Raw genomic sequence first — 18,280 nt, 5'->3', positions numbered from 1 at the left:
GAACTCGTAGGGCGACATGGATCTGCCATTTTTTGAGAATGAACAGCACGGGTCAGCGGTTGAGCAATGTGCTTAACCGCTCCTCGTTGATGACATGGATTCGTTCGCCGCGACGTTTGCGTTCGCGGACTTCGAACAGCTTGCTTCCCTCGCCGACCCCTACCGTATTCGCCATATTGCCGGCCCGGACGAGGACTGTCGTCTTGTCTGTGACCGTGGATTGGACGGTTCCACCGGCGCGACTGATCATCTGCGCCAACTTGCGTTGCGACCCGGTGGCGAACCGACCTGTGAGCGTCACATGATGTCCCCGTATCGATTTCGGCCCGGACTTGTCTCTCATGTCGACATCTCGTAGCTGCCGAAGCGCCTGAGATGCTTGCAACCCGCTCACGTATCGAAGGCCGTGATGTGCGGTGGCGTGCCACATCCAACATTTCAGATCGTCGGGGATGTCCAAGTCGCGGATGCCGGGCACGTGACTACTGTCGAAATCGTCGCCCGTCAACAAGGTACCGGCTAGCAACCCGACCTGGTAGATGTCCACCCACGTTGCCCAGTTCTGTCGTTCGTCCATGTTGTTCGGGGAGTAGGCAGGGGTGTAGGCGTCGATAGCAGAGCGTCTCGGGGTCAGGGAGTGTTTGGAGATACCGAAGTCGCCCAGCACAAGATGCCCATCTCGGATGAAGACGTTGGCGGGCTTGATGTCACGGTGAGTCACGCCACTTGCGTGCATGAGTGCGAGCACTTTCAACAGACGGCTGATCTCGCGACGGACTCGACCTGGAGTCCAACCGTGCCAGTCCCGGTCGTCTGCCAGATCGGCGACGGTCCCTTCGGGCATGTACTCCGTCACAAGGACATAGCGAGTGCGCCGGCCCGCCCCGGTGCCGAACGCAAACGAATCGAGAAGCTCGACCACCTCCGAGTATCCGGACAGCAGGTTGCCGAAGTGTGCCTCGCAATGCCAGTCGTCAGCGGACGCACAAATTTTGACGCAGACGGTGGTGGCTTTGCGTTGTCCGCGGCCCGACATTGCCGTCGCGCGGTACACAGAGCCGTAACCTCCACCGGCGATGTACGCCTGAATACAGTACTTCCGGCCATCGTCGTTGGTGATCGTCTGACCTGGGCGGAGCCGGGGTGAAGTCGACGCCATCGTTCAACGATAGGCGTCGCCGGCAGACGTGAGACCGAGAATCGAGAACCTTCGCATTGGTACCCAAGCCATGAAAGTCGCTTGTCACACCCCCGGCGGCAACTCCCCGAACCTGAACACGCGGTCGAAGACCTGTACGAAAGTCGATGAGACCGGGCCACCCGTCGGATTGGCATTGGCGTCCGCGGCACGTGGCCAGCGGTAGGTCACGGTGACGCTCACCGGAGTGAATCCGCTGACCCGGGTGTGTCCGGTCGGGCGGTTGGTGACACCAAGGTACTTTCCGGGCCGGAAGAGCAGCACCACGGCCGGCGACGAGACGGTGCCGCCCGCGACGTCGAACGTCGCCCACATCAGGGACGGGCAGTTAGGCGCGCGATCCAGCGATCGCGCCATCGGTGCGCGACGCGCTACCCATCGCAGTCCGGGCTGCCCGAAAGGGGGACCGACCGCGCGGAGGCCGAGCTTGACCTCCGACGAATTCAGATCGAGGCATAATCCTTGCCCCGCTGTTCCGGCCACCGGTTGGCTCCGTTGCGGAGCAGCTGATGCTGCGGGCGCGGCCAGGGTGATGGTCAGTAGCGCAACCGCGACCACGATCAGTTGATGGACGGCACGTAGGCGTGAGCCGGACATGGTTGTCTCCCCTGGGAGCGTCGGACGGTGGATGCAGTTGCGAAGCTACGCCGGTGAGGCGCCGCGGTTGCTGGATTCGGCCGAGGCGGTCAAATAACTGCGATCGAAGACGAGCCGGCGTCCCACACGAGTCCGCGACCCCGTGCCGCCGGTAGTAGTTCGAGCACCTTCTGCTGTACCTCAGCGACCGGATGGCCGAGCAGGACACCGTAAGCGACAGCCACGCTGGGTGTTCGCTGGTGTCCGGCCACGCAGTGCAACAGCACGGTTCTGCCCTGGGCGCGCAGACCACGAACCGCGTCTGCGGTGTCGGCGATCACGAACTCCAGGTTCGGGTTGTCGGCTGGATCGTCGGAGTCGATCAACCGTGATTCGACGATGTCGGCAGCGCCCGCGAAGCAAGTCTGACGTCGACCGACCCGGCACATCGACACCACTGCGTCAGCCCCATGGTCGACTGTGGCGTGCGTCCCCAACAACACGCCGTCGTCGTACGGATGCGCCACCACCTCGGTGGCGACATGCTCCCGATAGCGGACGTCTTCGACGGTCGGCCATCCCTTCGGATCTGCGCGCCCGTCGCGCGCGGCCAAGGTGCCGAGGCTCACCAGGTCCCGCGCATCGCTCGGCCGGTCCTCCGGTGAGCAACCCTGCCGAGGCCAACCGTGTACCGCGCGCCTCCAGGACCAGGGCACCGCGCTTGCGCCCCAACGGGCACCGAGTAGACCGCCCGCGATTGCTGCGACGGTGTCCGTGTCGTTCCCGATGCGGATGGCGGTATCGAGCGCGTGCTGCAGGTGGCGGCACGGAACGTCGTCCGGGATCGGCGTCTGCATGATCGCGGCGACGGCGGCCTGGAGCGCGGTCACTGTGAAACCGTTGGGAGTGAACGTTTTCGGATCTGCGGTCGTCGCCTCGTCGAGCCATTGCGACCACCGCGACCTGCGGTCGGAGGGCAACAGGTCGAGGCCGGTGGACACATCGACCCGCCCGGTGAGCACGGCTGTGCGGATGGCTTCGGACCACAGCACACACGAGTCGCCGGCCAGCGGGTCGGCGTGGGTCAGCTCCGCTACGGCGCGGGTGGCGATCGCCAGTCGGTCCCGGTCGTGGAGGTGCGCCAGCGCGACCGGTGCGGTTCGCATGAGCGCTCCGTTGCCTGCCGACCGCGGATGTGTCTGCGCAAATCGCGCTGCCTCTTCCCGCATGAGGGACCCGACGCGCTCATGGTTGGAAGCTGACCCGCGTCGAACGGCGCTCAGCACCGCGCGGGTCTGTACTCCGACATCTGGTGGGTTGCCGTCGAACCAACTCAGAAAGTTCGTCGCGATGGCGTCGATCGCGTCCTCAGAGGTGAGATCGGCGCCCTTGGCAGCAACGAGTGCGATCGCCATGGCCATCGACGTGTCGTCGCTCCACTCGCCGGGTGCGATGTCGCCCAGTCCGCCGCCGAGCATCATCGGTCTCTCGTCAGAACCCAGACTTCTGCTTTCGAACTCGTACGGAACGCCGAGCGCGTCCCCGGCGGCTGTACCGAGGAGAACCCCTGCGGCTCGGTCGAGTTGGGCGATGGTGAGTCGACTCACGTGAGGTCCTTTCAGTCGGATGGGTGGGAACAAGCGGACATCCTCAATGGCGTCGGCCACGCTTGCGGTTCGTCCGGTGGTACGAGGCGCGCATCGCCTTGGATGCATACACGCTGTCCAGGGCGCCTGCGCTGATTCCGAAGCGGTCAAGCATCGCGATCTCGTCGGCGATGGCCGCACGGTCCTCGGGACGAGCCTCCTGCATGGCGTACTCGAGCTTCTGACGCGATCGTGCGAGGCGCCGCGTACCGCCGTCGATGTCGCCGGCCTCGTACGCTCGGGAGGCCTCCAGCTTGTCCTGCTGACCTTCTTGGTAGAGACGCTCGGAGTACACCTTCGGGTCAGGGACACGGCCTGCAGCCTCGTCGCCAGGGACGACGTTCGCGACGACGGGCAGCGACACCGTATGTTCCACGAGGGACGCGGTCTCGACGTAGCGCAGCTGCAACGTTGCCAGTTCGGTCAGGCCAAGGGCGGCAATAGAACCGACCTTCATGCGCAGCAGCAGTTTTCGTTCCTCGAGTGCGTAGAGATCACCCAGCTCGATCATCACCTCACCATCGCCGATCTGGTGTGCGGGAAGATCATTGAACAACGCGAGCTCTTGGACGCGCTGGTCGTATCGAACGGTCAAGGTGGCCGCTTGCGCCGACTTCGAGAGCAGGCCGTCGACCTCACCCGCGATGGCAGCACCGGCGGCATCCGGATTATCGGCGAACACATGATTTCCGTTGCCGGCGCGCGAGATCGCCGACAACAACGTTTCGTCGTACCCGCGGCCGTAGCCCATGGTGGAGGTGACGATCCCTTTGGATCCTGCTTTCGCCGTGATGCCCGCGAACTCGTCGACGTCGCGGATCCCGCTGTTGATGTGACCGTCGCTGATCACCAGGACGGTCCCGCCGCGGATGCCGGCAGACTCGCCGGCGCGCCGTATCTCCTGCAGGCCGCGTAGATAACCCGACGACAAGTCGGTGCAACCGCCGGTTTCGATGGCCCTGATCGCGTCGGCGGCGCGCTGCTTGTCCATCAACGTCGAAGCAGGCAGCGCCACCTGGGCCGTGTCGTCGAACGTGACGACGCCGAACACGTCAAGCGGGTCGAGTTGGGCGACCACCCCGGCCAGCGCCTTCTTGGCGCCGTCGAGCGGCGCGCCGGACATGGAGCCGCTGCGGTCGAGAACGACCTGCAGGGCCGTCGGGGGCCGGTTCGCAGTCGGCGCCTCCGGTGCTACCAGCTCCACGAGAACCGTCAGCTCATCGGCGGATTCCAGGGCGACGACGTCGACATCGAGTGCGGCAGAGAGCTTCATGATGCTCCTTCGGTGGTGAGGTGGGCGCGTGTGCCCTGGAGAGGTGAGGCCCGTGCTGCGGACGGCGGGGAAATGGGCCTTGAGACACCCTTTACGCAGTAATGCGATTAGTAGTTTGCGCAAATTATCGCATAGTGTCAAGCGGTGGCTTCGAGATCGTCCGAACAGTTGTCTGACTATCCGCGCCCCAACGTCGCCGTCGACATCGCCGTGCTGACCGTCGCTGCAGGTGCTGTGCACGTTGTCGTACAGCGGCATCCCGACTCGGGGCGCGTGGCTTTGCCAGGTCGGTTCGTGAGGGAGCGACGTTCGGTCACTGACACCGTGCGTGAGGTACTCGAGCTGAAGCTGGGGCTCTCGCCCGATCACGTTCATCCGCATCTTCTGGCGGTGTTCAGTGATCCTGATCGAGATCCACGGGGCTGGACGATCTCGATCGCGCATGTGGTCGCGTTGCGAGCCGACGACCTGGGTGGGGTGACCGGAGAACTCGTCGAGGTGACGCCGGACGGGGCTCTGGCTTCAGGGGAGCGGCTGCTGTACGACCACGACGCCATACTGGCAGCAGCCACCGACAATCTGCGCGAGCGCTACGAGGACAAGCCCGACCCGGACAATCTGCTGCGGGAGCCGTACACCCTGTCAGAACTGCGAGAGCTTCACGAGGCGATCCTGGGGCGACGCTTGATGCGGGATTCGTTCAACCGGCGGGTCCAGCCTCTGCTGGCGCCGCAGACCGACGGCGACGGAAACCCGGTCACACGTGTCGCCGGCGGCCGTCCGGCGCGGCTGTTCGCGAAGGAGGCGCCGCCGACGGCAACCTTCGGATGGCGGTTGCCGAGTGCGGATCCGCCGGCTTTCTGATGCGAAAGAGTCTTCAAATCGCTGGTCCCTACCTGCGAGTCCTGCGCCCTGGTCCTCAGTGGGGGCAGGATGAGTAACAGTCGAGGTGTCGACGTAGATGAACCGCCTGGTGGAAGGGGAACGCGGTGGTGACAGTACTTCCTGCGACTCCGCGATTCGCGGCGTCGAGTGAAGAGACTGTGTTCAAGGCGATCGTCGGACAGTTGCTTGAGGACGACCTGCTGATCGTCGGACAGCGCGTCACCGACCACGCGAAGGATCACGAGATCGATTTCCTCGTTGCCGTCGCCGGCGCCGGAATCGTCTGCGTCGAAGTGAAAGGCGGTGAAGTGTGGCACGACGGAACATCGTGGTGGCAGGAGCGGGCAGGGCAGTCTGCCAAACGTATCGACCCCGTCGGGCAGGCCCGCGGCGGCTGCTACGCACTGCGAGAGTTCGTCGAATCGGATCCGAGATGGACTCAGGGGCGGGTGAGATGGGATCACATGGTCGTGTTCCCGCACTCGGAAGTCGGGCCCGCGTTCGCGCTGGCGGACTGTCCGCGGTGGAAGATCGTCGACCGCAATCAGATTGAGCAGATATCGCCGCTGATTCGAGAGGTTCTGCTGCAGAAAGTCGGGAGCCTTCCGGTCCTCGACGGTCCCGGGATCGAGCAGCTCGCCACGGTGCTGAGCGGGCGTGGCCTGCCGCAGCGCGACGTTGTGGCCCGCGCGCTGGAGAACGAAGAGGTGGCCGACGCTCTGACCTCTCAGCAGGCTGTCATCCTACGGGCCGCCCATCAACTCCGTCGCGTCGAGATCCGGGGTGGCGCCGGAAGCGGCAAGACGTTCCTCGCCATCGAACAAGCTCGGCGTCTGGCGCGTGACGGACAACGTGTTGCGCTGGTTTGCTATTCACACGGACTCGCTTCGTATCTCGAGCGGCTCACCGCAACCTGGAGTCGCAAGGAACGACCCGCCTATGTGGGCGAGTTCCATGAACTGGGAATCACGTGGGGAGCCGCAAGCGGACCCGACGAGCAGGAGCGCACCAAGGCCGCGTCGGACTTCTGGGAGTACACGCTGCCGCAGCAGATGTACGAACTGGCCCAGGCGCTTTCGCCGGGCAGGCGATTCGACGCGATCGTGGTCGACGAAGCGCAGGACTTCGCCGACGAATGGTGGAAGCCGATGCTCGCCTGCCTGCGTGACGAGGACACCAGCGGGATCTTCGTGTTCAGCGACGAGGCCCAGCGTGTGTTCGCTCGGCAGGGGTCGCCGCCCGTCGACCTGGTGCCACTCGTCCTCGACCACAATCTGCGCAACACCAAACAGATCGCAGAGGCGTTCAAACCGCTCGTCGGACAACGGATGAGGCTCAACGGTGGCGACGGGCCGTCGGTCCGGTTCATCGCCTGCACGGCTGAGGAAGCACTCGGTGTGGCCGACGATCAGATCGACCCGCTGCTCGAGGACGGATGGCGCCCGGAAGACATCGCGCTGCTGACGACCGGCAGCCGACACGAGGAACAGAAGGCGCGCCAGTCGCAGGGAAACCGGGAGTACTGGTCGTCGTTCTGGGATGCCGAACAGGTCTTCTACGGTCACGTGCTGGGTTTCAAAGGTCTGGAACGGCGCGTCATCGTGCTTGCGCTCAACGAGGAGAAGTCGTGGGAGCGGTCACGCGAGCGGCTCTACGTCGGGCTGTCTCGGGCGCGTGATCAGTTGATCGTTTGCGGAGACCCGCAATTCGTTTTGGAGGTCGGCGGTCCCGAGGTGGCCCGGCGTCTCGTTCCATCAGGGGACGGAACGCGTAGATCTCGCTGATGTGTTGCCGCGCGCGAGCCGGACGGACGCCGAGACTTCACCTGCGCTTCACCAGCCATTGGAAGTGCTACGCCACGCTGGCGCCCATGGCCCGACCTCATCGAGCAGACCGTCCCACGTCCAGGCGCACGATTCTGCGGACTGCCGCTACGGGGGCGCTCCTCGTCCCGGTCGGGTCCGCGCTGGCAGCCTGCGGGTCGTCGAATCCTGGTTCGGCGACGCCCGAGTCTGGTCAGAAACCGGCCGGTCCTCACCCACGGGGTGGCCACCGGCGAGGTGACCAGCGGAGGGGCGCTGGTGTGGGCGCGGTCGGACCGGCCGGCGACCATGATCGTCGAGACCGCATCGAGCGAGTCCTTCGGCGCTGCACGGAAATTCCGCGGACCGCAGGTGACGCCCGCCGGCGACGGGACCGGCCGACTGCGGGTGGCCGGCCTGGAGCCCGGCCAGACCGTGCACTATCGCGTCACCTTCGAAGGTGAGGACGGCGCGCTCTCCGAACCGGCGACCGGAATCTTCACGACAGCTCCGGTACGAGACGGCGACATCAGGTTCCAGTGGTCCGGCGACGTGGTCGGGCAGGGGTGGGGCATCAACCCCGATATGGGCGGGATGACCATCTTCGCCACCATGGCCGACCGTGATCCGCAGTTCTTCATCCACTCCGGTGACGCCATCTACGCCGACAACCCGGTCGAGGCGACTCAGGAACAGAACGACGGCAAGACCTATCGGAACATCACCAGTCCGGCGAAGGCGCAGGTGGCGCAGACCGTCGATCAGTTTCGTGGAAACTACGCGTACAACCTGACCGACGACCACTTCCGACGCTTCGTCGGATCAGTCCCGCAACTGGTGCAGTGGGACGACCACGAGGTCGTCAACAACTGGTTCCCCGGGGAGAGTCTCGAGGGGCAGGGCCGCGAGGGATACACCGAGATGAGCGTCGACGTGTTGGCGCGCAACGGACGTCAGGCCTGGCAGGAATGGCAACCCGTCGAGATCGGTGCCTCGGATCGTCTGTACCGCAGGGTGTCATACGGTCCACTGCTCGACGTCTTCATCCTCGACATGCGCAGCCACAAGGACCCGAACCCCGATGCGTGGTCGGGGGACAACGTCGACGGCTTGCTCGGTCCGGAACAGACCCAGTGGCTCATCGACGGACTGCGGGGTTCGACGGCGACCTGGAAGATCGTCGCCAATGACCTGCCGCTGAGCATCGTCGTGGCGGACAAGAACACGACACCGCCGGACGGTCCGAAGGCAATGGAAGCGGTGGCCCAGGGTGATGCCGGCGATCCGCTTGGTCGTGAGATCGCGTTCTCCCGCATCCTGTCTCAGACGAAGAACGTCCGGAACGTGGTGTTCCTGACCGCCGATGTCCACTACACCGCCGCGATCTCCTACGAGCCTGACCGCGCCGGCTTCAAGGATTTTGCGCCGTTCTGGGAGTTCGTCGCCGGACCGTTGCACGCCGGTGCGTTCCCGGAGAGCCCGTTGGACAGCACATTCGGTGCCGAGTACCAATTCGTCCATGCACCTACCGGGTCGAATGTGTCACCGGCGGAGGGGTTTCAACACTTCGGCGAGGTGACGATCGACGGCAGGACCAAAGTGTTGAGCGTGGATCTGGTCGACGCGTCGGGCAAGACCCTGTACCGAAAGGACCTCGAGCCGGCGTCGTGACGACCCGTTGACAGAGTGCGGGATTCGTCCCGGAATCCGGTACCTTTCCCGCACTTTGCGGAAGCGCTCACTCGCTCAGCGGCCGCAGGAACTCTCCGGTCACCTCGACAGCGGGTGCGGACGACCCGCCTCCGACGACGAGCGTCGCGAACGCGAGGTCCCCGACGATGCCGGCGAACCAGCCGTGCGGGTTCTTGTTGTCGCCGTACTCCGCCGTGCCGGTCTTTCCGCCGAGACCGGGGATGTCGCGGAGTGCGGTGGCCGTGCCGCGAGTGACCGTGTCGCGCATCATGCTTCGGAGTGCACGAGTGACGTCGCCCGGGATCTGTTGCGGTTCCACGTCTCCCGTCGTGTCCCTTCCGCGAACCAGGCCGGGGGTCACGGTCTCACCGCGCGCGAGGCTCGCCTCGGCCAGGGCGAGACCGAAGGGGCTGACGGTCACCGTACCCTGACCGATGCCGTTCTCGACCCGCAACGCTGGTGAATCGGCGCGGGGCACCGACCCGGTGACGGTCGTCAGGCCCGGAACGGTGTAGTCCGCGCCGATGCCGAACCGTCGTGCCATGGCGGTGAGCGCGTCGTCGGGCAGCCTGTTCGCGAGGGCGCCCATCGTCGTGTTGCACGAGCGCGCGAAAGCTGTTGAAAGTGCCACGGTCCCGAGGTCGAAGTCGTCCTCGTTCGGGATCGTCCGACCTTCGATCGTGGTGCGGCCAGGACAGCGGACCTGTGACGTCGGTTGCACGGCTCCGGCGTCCAGTGCGGCTGCGGTCGTGATGGTCTTGAACGTCGAACCCGGAGGGTAGAGCCCGGACAGCGAGACCGATCCCGACCTGTCGGCGGCATCGTTCTGCGCGACGGCGACGATGCCTCCGGTCGACGGTTCGATGGCCACGACCATGGCAGGGCGTCGTTCGCCGTCGACGGCGAGTTGTGCTCGGGTCTGGACATCGCGATCGAGGGTCGTGTGTACCGGTGGCGTGACACCGGGTTGCGCTGAGTCGACGAGATGAGTGGGTGTGCCGTCGGCGCCGACGATCTGGACGGACCACCCCGCCGTGGCGTCGATGTGCTCGCGCCAGATCTCCTCGAGTCCCGACATCGCCGGCGAATGCAGTGCTCTGGTGGCGCTGAGCAGCGCGCCTTGCTCGCTGAGCGCGACACCCGGAATCGACTCCACCGAGCGCCGGACGCGCCGGAGATCGGACTCGCGGAGCCGGATCACCGTGTGCTGCGGCGCATTGTTGCCTGCGAAGGCCGCGCGGATACCGGCGGCGGTCATACCGGGTTCGACGGGTCGGAGGGCGCGGGCGAGCATCTCCGCCGAATCGAGTTGCGTGCGTTGCAACGCGACCAGGGTGACGGCCTGCCAGGTCATGAGCGGCCGATCGTTGGTGTCGAGGACCGGCGTCCGGTAGGCGCGATCGTCGCTGTACGAGAACGATTCCCCGGCACGGAGTTGCCGGTGCAGGACGGAGGGCTGCCACCTTATCTTCCAGTGGGAATCCGACTCGGCGAGAACGACAGAGGTCTGATACTCGACGCTCCGATCGCGGATCTGCCAGCGATGGTCGAGTGTGCCGCTGACCTCCTTGTCGTCGACCAGGTCGGCCGCGACCGAGAGCTTGGGCGTGCGGCCCATGCCATCGAACATGGCGGTGATCGCCGCGCCTGCCGCGGTCGGATCGTCGGTGAGCGCCGCGGCTCTGGTGGCATCGCCCTCCTGCAGCGCGGCCGCGAACGACCGTAGCGCGTCCTCAGGTGATTCTGAGGACAGGAAGCAACCCGACATCGTGCCCACGATCGCCATACATGCACTCACCAGTGCCCACCATCGACGCATGACCCGAGCCAACCCATCGGGACGCCGTGATGCCAAGTTTCGGCACGCGATCGGCCGATAGCGGTTCGCTATCGTCGCTGTTCCTGGTCCGGTTTCCGGTCAGTCGTCCGGTCTTCGGAGTTCGGTGACGATCACGCGGGCCACCTCTCCGATGGCGCGGTCGACCTCGGGTAGTGCCATCTCAGATCTCGCGCTCATCGTGAACACCGCGACCGCGATCGGCACTTCGCCGGGGAACTCGATGACGCCGATCTCGTTGCGAACGGCGACGAGCGTGCCCGTCTTACCCGCGACGCTCACCCGGCGGAACGGAAAGCCCGAAGCGAGGCGCGAGGTGAAGACCTGTTTCCTCATCGTCTGGCGAATGAACTCGCACGACGTCGCGGACGCTGCGCGATCGGTCCATATCGCGTCCAGCAGCGTCGTGCAGTCGCGCGGTGTCGCGGCACTGGAGTAGGCGGCGTCGTAGGCGCTGACCGAGGCGTCGAAGTCGGGATCGGCCAGGGCGGCGAACGCTTCGGCGACGGTGCTCGTGCCGGTCTCCCGCTGCAGACGTGCGTGCGATTCGGCGACACCACCGACGATGCGGGTGTGCGTGAGGCCGAGGTCGACCAGGTCGTCGTGGATCTGCGGCAGTCCGATGTGGGCGAGTATGACGTCGGCGGCGACGTTGTCCGAGACGGTCATCATCGAGGTGGCGAGGTCGCGCCAGGAAATGGTGACCGGGTCCGAGAACAGTGCGAGCCCGGTCGGGCCCTGAGCCCACCGAGTGGGATCGACCGAGATCGACGCCGTGAGATCGATGTCGCCGCGATCTGCCATGCGGCACAGGGAGACCAACACCGCGAGTTTGTAGACCGACGCGAGGACGACCGGGGTGTCGGCGTCGTGGCAGTACTCGACCGGCGTCGGCCCGATCGTCCGTACATGCACGCATCCCGAACAGCCGGCGTCGGCGAAGGTCTCGTGGACAGCGCGGTCGAGCTCGGTGCGGACCGACTCGGGCAGGGGCGCCGACGAGCTCACGTCGCCTTGCCGATCCGGTAGAGGGCGGCGGTGACGACCTCCGCCACCTCGCTGAGGCCGGGTTCGCGGTAGACGACGCGAAGGCGCAGCGCGGTGGCGTCCGGTCCGACGGTGAGACAGCGGACGGCATCGACCGCGGCGAGGACACCGCGATCGACGGTCAGCGCGAAGGCGTGCCCGGCAGCTACTGCGGCCAGTACCTGGTCGGCGGACGTCACCGGATTCAGCTGGGGGTCGAGGCCGGACTCTCGGAGCCGGTCGATCAGCTGGTCGTGCGCAGGCGGGTTGAACGACCGTGGTGTGTGGCAGAAGTGCAACCCCGCGAGTTGACGCAGGCGCGGCCGGTCGGCATCTGCTGTCGGATGCGAAGCGGGCACCACGACGGAACGCTTGAGGACGACAATCGGGCCGGTGGTCAAAGAGCCGGTGACACACGGCGCTTCGACGACCGCAAGGTCGAGTGACCCGGCCGACACCTGTTCGACGAGATTTACCGTCGAGGAGCTGACCGTGTCCTGTCCGGACGCGACTCCGGCGATGCGGCGTGCCAGCGTGGCCGTGACCGTCGGGCCGACCAGTGATGGGGTACCCCAACGCAATACCCCTGTGCGCTCGTGGAGCCGCCGGGCCTCGCCGACGAATCTCGAAGCGTCGTCGACGAGTAGACGTGCGCGCGGAAGCAGTTCGCGTCCGGCATCGGTGAGTTCGGCGCCGCGAGTTGTACGTCGGATGAGTTGGAGTCCCAGCTGCTTCTCCAGGCGACGCAGACCCTGCGACACCGGCGGCTGCGTCATCTCAAGGCGCGTAGCGGCCTCGCCGAAGTGGCCCTCCTCGGCCACGGCGACGAAGAACCGCAAGTGCCTGATCAGATCCACGGGTTCCAGGATGGCATGGCTGCACCCGCGAAGGGTTCAGCTGAGAAGTGACCACACACAGCGCCTGACGCGGGGGCAGTATGCGTCGCATACCGGACCCAAATGCCCCAACTCGACACGTGACCGTGCACGATCCTGCACAACTCCGCAGTGGTCGACGTTTCGCTGACAGATCCGTTCCTGATCATCTGTCAGCGCAAGAACACCGCCGCCGCGTCGGCGAGGTCGAGTAGCGGCTGTGGGAAGACACCGAGCGCGACCGTCGCCAGAGTGCACAGGGCGATGCCGGTCGTCGTCAGCACGCTGGGTTTCACCACGTGCGGGGCGCCGGCGGTGGGAACGTCGTCGAAGAACATGGCGACGATGATGCGGACGTAGACATAGGCGGCGATGGCGCTGCTGATGACGCCGATGACCACGAGGAAGCCGCCGCCGGAACCGGCCGCGGCGGCGAAGACGTCGAATTTGGCGATGAAGCCACTGGTCAGCGGAATGCCCGCGAAGGAGAGCAGGTACACCGAGAACATGGCGCCCACCAGCGGGTAACGGCGCCCCAACCCCGACCACTGGGTGAGGTCGGTGGCCTCGCGGCCGGACAGGTGCGGGTTTCGCGGCAGCGGTGCCGTGCCGTGGATGGCGACTGTGCGGGCGGAGGGGCCGGAGTCGGTGTCGGGCTCGCGGATGACGGCGACGGTGGCAAAGGCGCCGAGAGTGGTGAACGCGTAGGCGGCGAGGTAGAACAGCGTGGCGCCGAGTCCGGCCTCGTCGAAGGCGATCAGGCCGAGCAGGATGAACCCGGCGTGCGCGATGGACGAGTACGCGAGCATCCGCTTGACGTCGTTCTGGGTCACCGCCATGACCGAGGCGATGACCATCGACGCGATGGCCACCGCCCACAACGCGGGTTCCCATTGCTCACGCAGCCCCGGGAAACCGACGTAGAAGACCCGGAGCAACGCGCCGAAAGCGGCGACCTTGGTGGCGGCGGCCATGAACGAGGTGACGGGCGTCGGAGCGCCCTGGTAGACATCCGGAATCCACGAATGGAACGGCACCGCACCCACTTTGAAGAGCAGGCCGACGGCGAGCAGTGCGAGCCCGATGAGTGCCAGCGTGGTGTCACCGCCGCTGGCGGCGATCGCCGAGATCGACGCACCGATCGTCGAGAGGTTGAGTGAACCGGTGGCGCCGTAGACGAAGGCCGCTCCGAACAGGAAGAACGCAGACGAGAAGGCGCCCAGCAGAAAGTACTTCAGGGAGGCTTCCTGCGAGATGAGGCGCCGACGCCGGGCCAGTCCGCACAGCAGATACAACGGGAGCGAGAACACCTCCAGCGCGATGAACATCGTGAGCAGGTCCCCACACGCCGGGAACAGCATCATCCCGCCCACCGCGAGCAGGGCCAGGGGGAAGACCTCGGTCGTCACCGCTCCGGCGCGGGTGGCCTCGAACTCGGCATCGGTGTTGGGTACCGAGGCACCCGAGGGGGTGAACATGTCGGCGTCCACACCGCCGCCGGCCGGGCCGCCACGCGTGATCGCGTCGTCCCCGCCGCCGACCCCGGCGAGCCTACGCATCGTCACCGGTGCGACCACTCGCTCGAGTCGGCGCTCGGCCATGAATCCGACGGCGATGACGGCGATGATCAGCAGCAGGCCTTGCAGATACAGCGCCGGTCGATCGATCACGACCGCACCCGACATCGCGAACTCGCCGTTCGCGCCATCGTGTGTCTGCGCGACCGCCACCGCGATCAGGGCACCCAATCCGACGACCAACCCGCCGAGTGCGAGCGAGAGTTGCAGGGCATACCGCAGTCTGCGCGGCGCGAAGGCCTCGACCAGGACCCCGACGACCCCCACGCCGAAGACGATGAGCATCGGTGCGAGAGATGCGTATTCGACGCTGGGGGTGTCGATGGCGGCCAGCGTCATCGGACCGTCGACGAGGGTGGTCGATGTCATCAGTTGCCCTCCGGATCAGACTCGGCGACGGCTGGTTCGGGCGCCTCGACGCCGACAGTGGTGAGCGTTGCCTGGACCGCCGGATCGATCAGGTCGATCATCGGCTTCGGATACACCCCCAGCGCGATGAGCAGGGCGAGCAGCGGAGCGACGACGACGAGTTCGCGACCCGCCAGGTCCCGCATCGACGACGAGCGGTCGCCGGCCGGTTTCGACGGCCCGCCCATCATGCGCTGATAGGTCCACAGGATGTAGATCGCCGACAGGACGAGCGCCGAGCAGGCGATCACCGCCGCCACCGGGTAGCGGGTGAAGGTGCCGATGAGAACCAGGAACTCGCTGATGAAGGGGGCCAGACCGGGGAGGGAGAGGGTGGCGAGCCCGGCGACGAGAAAGGTGCCGGCGAGGACGGGCGCGACCTTCTGCACGCCGCCGTAGTCGGCGATCAGGGTGCTCCCACGACGTGATACGAGGAAGCCGGCGATGAGGAACAGTGCGGCGGTGGAGATCCCGTGGTTGACCATGTAGAGCGTCGACCCGGTCTGGCCCTGGTCGGTCATCGCGAAGATGCCGAGGATGATGAAGCCGAAGTGCGAGATGGAGGTGTAGGCGATGAGCCGCATCACGTCGGTCTGGCCGATTGCCAGGACCGCGCCGTAGACGATGCTGACGACCGCGAGTCCGCAGACGAGCGGCGCGAAGTACTGGGATGCGTCCGGGAACAGCTGCATGCAGAATCGCAGCATCGCGAAGGTCCCGACCTTGTCGATCACGGCCATCATCAGCACCGCCGAGGCGGGCGTGGCGGCGACGGCGGCGTCGGGCAACCACGAATGCAACGGCCACAGCGGTGCTTTCACCGCGAAGGCGAACAGGAAGCCGAGGAACAGGAGTTTGGCCAACCCGGTCGAGTCGTCGATCTGTCCGCTCGCGACAGCTGCGGCGATGTCCGGCAGCGCGAACGTCCCGCCACCGTCTGGGCCCACCCCGTCCTGGGCGGTCACCACGTACAGTCCGATGACCGCGGCCAACAGAAGGAGTCCGCCGAAGAGGTTGTACAACAGGAACTTCACCGCGGCTGCCGATCGGTTGGGTCCGGTGCCGAACCCGCCGATCAGGAAGTACATCGGGATGAGCATCGCCTCGAAGAAGATGTAGAACAGCAGCACGTCGAGCGCGACGAAGCTCATCAGCACCATCGCCTCGGTGGCGAGGAACAGCGCCAGGTAGATGTGCGGGCCCTTCTGCGCGCGGCCACCCGAATTGTCCAGCGAGCCCGCCGACTCGGCATCGCGCCAGCCGGCCACGAGCAGCAGGGGCAGGAGCGCCGCGGTCAGCAGCACCAGGACGAGTCCGATGCCGTCGAGCCCCAGCGCATACCGCGTACCCAGCGCCGGTATCCAGCTGACGTCTTCGACGAACTGGTAGCGCTCCCCACCGGGATCGAAACCGGCCGCGAGACCGACCGAGAGGACGAGGACAGCCACGGACACCACGAGCGCGAACCATCTCGCCGCGGTCGCCCGGTGCGCCGGGACCGCGAGGACAAGGGCCGCGCCGACGGCGGGCGCAACCCAGAGGATGGTCAACCAGGGGATGCTCACAGGACGTTCACCGCCATCACCAGGGCCACGATCACGGTGGTACCCGCGAACATCGACAAGGCATACGACCGGACATAACCGTTCTGCCACCCGCGTATTCGACGCGACGCGCCGGTCACCGCATCACCGACACCACTGGTGAGCGCGTCGACGCCGTCGGACTCGACCGCGACGAGGCCGGCGGTGACCCGCTGACCCGGCCGCATCAGCAGCTCCTCGTTGACGGCGTCGCCGTACAGATCGCGGCGAGCGGCGACGGTGAGCACGGATACGTCCTCGGGCGCGGTCACCGGCACCGGTCGAGTCGCGTACTGACGGTAGGCGACAGCCACGCCGACGGCGACCACGAGCAGGATGATCGCCGTCATGGCCCACACCGGGACGAGATGGTGCTCGGTGTGTTCTCCGACAACGGGTTCGAGCCACGTCTCCAGCGATCCGCCGATGGCCAGCAGGCCGCCCGATGCAACGGAGCCGAGCGCGATCAGGATCATCGGTCCGGTCATGACACGCGGCGACTCGTGCGGGTGAGGTGCCGGCGCGTGCGTGCCGTCGTGCCAACGCTTCTCGCCGAAGAAGGTGAGTAACATGACCCGGGTCATGTAGTACGCGGTGATCCCGGCGCCGAGAAGTGCTGCGCCACCGAGGATCAGACCTTTCGCTCCACCCGCTCCGAACGCGGCCTCGATGATGTGATCCTTCGAGTAGAAGCCCGCGAACGGCGGCACACCGATGATCGCGAGATACCCGACGCCGAAGGTGACGAACGTGATCGGCATGAGGGTGCGCAGTCCACCGTAGCGGCGCATGTCGGTCTCGTCGTTCATCCCGTGCATCACCGATCCCGCACCGAGGAACAGCCCCGCCTTGAAGAAGCCGTGGGTGAGGAGGTGCATGATGGCGAACGCGTAACCCGCCGGACCGAGCCCGGCGGCCAGGACCATGTACCCGATCTGGCTCATCGTCGACGCGGCGAGCGCCTTCTTGATGTCGTCCTTCGCGCAACCGATGACGGCACCGAACAACAGGGTGACCGCGCCGACGACCACGACCCCGACCTGGGCGGCGGGGGCGAGGTCGAAGATCGGGCCCGAGCGCACGATGAGGTAGACGCCGGCGGTCACCATGGTCGCGGCGTGGATCAGCGCCGACACCGGCGTCGGGCCCTCCATCGCGTCGCCCAGCCACGACTGCAGCGGCACCTGCGCCGACTTGCCGCATGCGGCGAGAAGCAGCACGAAACCCAGTGCGGTGAGTGTCGTCTCGCCTGCCTGGGAAGCACCGTCGAACACCGCGGTGAAGGCCACTGAGCCAAAGGCGGCGAACATGATCATCAGGGCGACAGCGAGTCCGATGTCGCCGACCCGGTTGACGACGAATGCCTTCTTGGCCGCGGTGGCCGCCGACGGCTTGTGCTGCCAGAAACCGATCAGCAGGTACGACGCGAGTCCGACGCCTTCCCAGCCGAGGTAGAGACCCAGGTAGTTGTCGGCCAGGACCAGGACGAGCATGGCCGCGAGAAACAGGTTGAGGTAGGCGAAGAATCGGCGACGATCTGGATCGTGCTGCATGTAGCCGATCGAATAGACGTGGATGAGCGAGCCGACGCCGGTGATCAGCAGGACGAAGCACATCGACAGCTGGTCGAGGAGAAACCCGAAGTCGACCTGGAGCTCGCCCACCGGTACCCAACTGAACTGGACGTCCGACACGACGCGGTCGTCAGCAGATCGGGACACCATGCCGGTGAACATGATCAGCGCCACCGCGAACGACGCGATCGCGAGGCCCGTCCCGAGCAGATGCCCCCACCGGTCCGTGGCGCGACCACCGAGAAGGAGGATCGCCGCACCCAGGAGCGGCAGAGCCGGGATCAGCCAGAGCAATGACGCAGTGAGTTCGGCGTTCACCAATCCTCCT

General features: G+C 66.1%; 12 protein-coding genes and 1 pseudogene. 3 read left to right on the top strand and 10 right to left on the bottom strand.

The window, feature by feature from the left end; translation table 11 throughout:
* Positions 1–52: 52 nt before the first annotated feature.
* The 4 genes from ACFUEJ_RS09935 to ACFUEJ_RS09920 all read right to left on the bottom strand — a co-directional run bounded on the left by ACFUEJ_RS09935 (position 53) and on the right by ACFUEJ_RS09920 (position 4,693).
* Positions 53–1,159: a protein kinase gene (locus ACFUEJ_RS09935; RefSeq protein WP_388028977.1), complete on the bottom strand. Its 1,107-nt coding sequence runs from the start codon at positions 1,157–1,159 to the stop codon at positions 53–55.
* A gap of 84 nt (positions 1,160–1,243) precedes the next feature.
* Entirely contained in the window at positions 1,244–1,795 is a 552-nt protein-coding gene (locus tag ACFUEJ_RS09930) for an LppP/LprE family lipoprotein (protein WP_137810106.1), read from the bottom strand.
* 89 nt (positions 1,796–1,884) lie between these two features.
* On the bottom strand, positions 1,885–3,381 hold the full coding sequence (locus ACFUEJ_RS09925) for an ADP-ribosylglycohydrolase family protein (protein WP_388028973.1): 1,497 nt from the start codon (positions 3,379–3,381) through the stop codon (positions 1,885–1,887).
* Positions 3,382–3,424: 43 nt separating this feature from the next.
* Entirely contained in the window at positions 3,425–4,693 is a 1,269-nt protein-coding gene (locus ACFUEJ_RS09920) for a VWA domain-containing protein (protein WP_159369884.1), read from the bottom strand.
* A gap of 144 nt (positions 4,694–4,837) precedes the next feature.
* Here ACFUEJ_RS09920 and ACFUEJ_RS09915 point away from each other — a divergent pair, with 144 nt between their 5' ends.
* From ACFUEJ_RS09915 to ACFUEJ_RS09905, 3 genes and pseudogenes are all read left to right on the top strand, one after another.
* Positions 4,838–5,557 (top strand): NUDIX hydrolase, encoded by a 720-nt coding sequence (locus ACFUEJ_RS09915; RefSeq protein ID WP_065631181.1) that lies wholly within the window; start codon positions 4,838–4,840, stop codon positions 5,555–5,557.
* Positions 5,558–5,682: 125 nt separating this feature from the next.
* Positions 5,683–7,362 carry a nuclease-related domain-containing DEAD/DEAH box helicase gene (locus ACFUEJ_RS09910; RefSeq protein WP_137810103.1) on the top strand — a complete coding sequence of 560 codons (1,680 nt, stop codon included), beginning with the start codon at positions 5,683–5,685 and terminating at the stop codon, positions 7,360–7,362.
* 86 nt (positions 7,363–7,448) lie between these two features.
* Positions 7,449–9,051: pseudogene (locus ACFUEJ_RS09905) on the top strand (alkaline phosphatase D family protein).
* A gap of 67 nt (positions 9,052–9,118) precedes the next feature.
* Here the strand turns inward: ACFUEJ_RS09905 and ACFUEJ_RS09900 are convergent.
* From ACFUEJ_RS09900 to nuoL, 6 genes are all read right to left on the bottom strand, one after another.
* Positions 9,119–10,891: a penicillin-binding transpeptidase domain-containing protein gene (locus ACFUEJ_RS09900; protein ID WP_065631179.1), complete on the bottom strand. Its 1,773-nt coding sequence runs from the start codon at positions 10,889–10,891 to the stop codon at positions 9,119–9,121.
* 99 nt (positions 10,892–10,990) lie between these two features.
* Positions 10,991–11,917, bottom strand: coding sequence for a serine hydrolase (locus tag ACFUEJ_RS09895; protein ID WP_065631178.1), 927 nt, complete (start codon positions 11,915–11,917; stop codon positions 10,991–10,993).
* Complete coding sequence (locus ACFUEJ_RS09890) at positions 11,914–12,792, bottom strand: LysR family transcriptional regulator (protein ID WP_388028967.1); 879 nt, start codon at positions 12,790–12,792, stop codon at positions 11,914–11,916. Before ACFUEJ_RS09890 ends, ACFUEJ_RS09895 begins: the two co-directional genes overlap by 4 nt.
* A 191-nt stretch (positions 12,793–12,983) precedes the next feature.
* Positions 12,984–14,756 carry an NADH-quinone oxidoreductase subunit NuoN gene (gene nuoN / locus ACFUEJ_RS09885; RefSeq protein ID WP_388028964.1) on the bottom strand — a complete coding sequence of 591 codons (1,773 nt, stop codon included), beginning with the start codon at positions 14,754–14,756 and terminating at the stop codon, positions 12,984–12,986.
* A complete protein-coding gene (locus ACFUEJ_RS09880; protein WP_388028961.1) occupies positions 14,756–16,360 on the bottom strand; it encodes an NADH-quinone oxidoreductase subunit M in 1,605 nt (534 codons plus the stop codon). Before ACFUEJ_RS09880 ends, nuoN begins: the two co-directional genes overlap by 1 nt.
* The gene (gene nuoL, locus ACFUEJ_RS09875) at positions 16,357–18,270 is read right to left on the bottom strand and encodes an NADH-quinone oxidoreductase subunit L (protein ID WP_388028959.1); all 1,914 of its coding nucleotides are present in this window, start codon (positions 18,268–18,270) and stop codon (positions 16,357–16,359) included. Before nuoL ends, ACFUEJ_RS09880 begins: the two co-directional genes overlap by 4 nt.
* Positions 18,271–18,280 lie beyond the last annotated feature (10 nt).

It is taken from the genome of Gordonia sp. NPDC057258, from assembly GCF_042668985.1.
GTDB classification, from domain to species: domain Bacteria; phylum Actinomycetota; class Actinomycetes; order Mycobacteriales; family Mycobacteriaceae; genus Gordonia; species Gordonia hongkongensis.
Note: the sequence above shows the minus strand (reverse complement) of the source record. Positions and strands in the feature narration are given on the sequence as shown.

Excerpts from the sequence above, each read along its gene's own strand:
- ACFUEJ_RS09935 (WP_388028977.1), bottom strand. The coding sequence starts at position 1,159 with ATGGCGTCGACTTCACCCCGGCTCCGCCCAGGTCAGACGATCACCAAC.
- ACFUEJ_RS09930 (WP_137810106.1), bottom strand. The coding sequence starts at position 1,795 with ATGTCCGGCTCACGCCTACGTGCCGTCCATCAACTGATCGTGGTCGCG.
- ACFUEJ_RS09920 (WP_159369884.1), bottom strand. The coding sequence starts at position 4,693 with ATGAAGCTCTCTGCCGCACTCGATGTCGACGTCGTCGCCCTGGAATCC.
- ACFUEJ_RS09900 (WP_065631179.1), bottom strand. The coding sequence starts at position 10,891 with ATGCGTCGATGGTGGGCACTGGTGAGTGCATGTATGGCGATCGTGGGC.
- nuoN (WP_388028964.1), bottom strand. The coding sequence starts at position 14,756 with ATGACATCGACCACCCTCGTCGACGGTCCGATGACGCTGGCCGCCATC.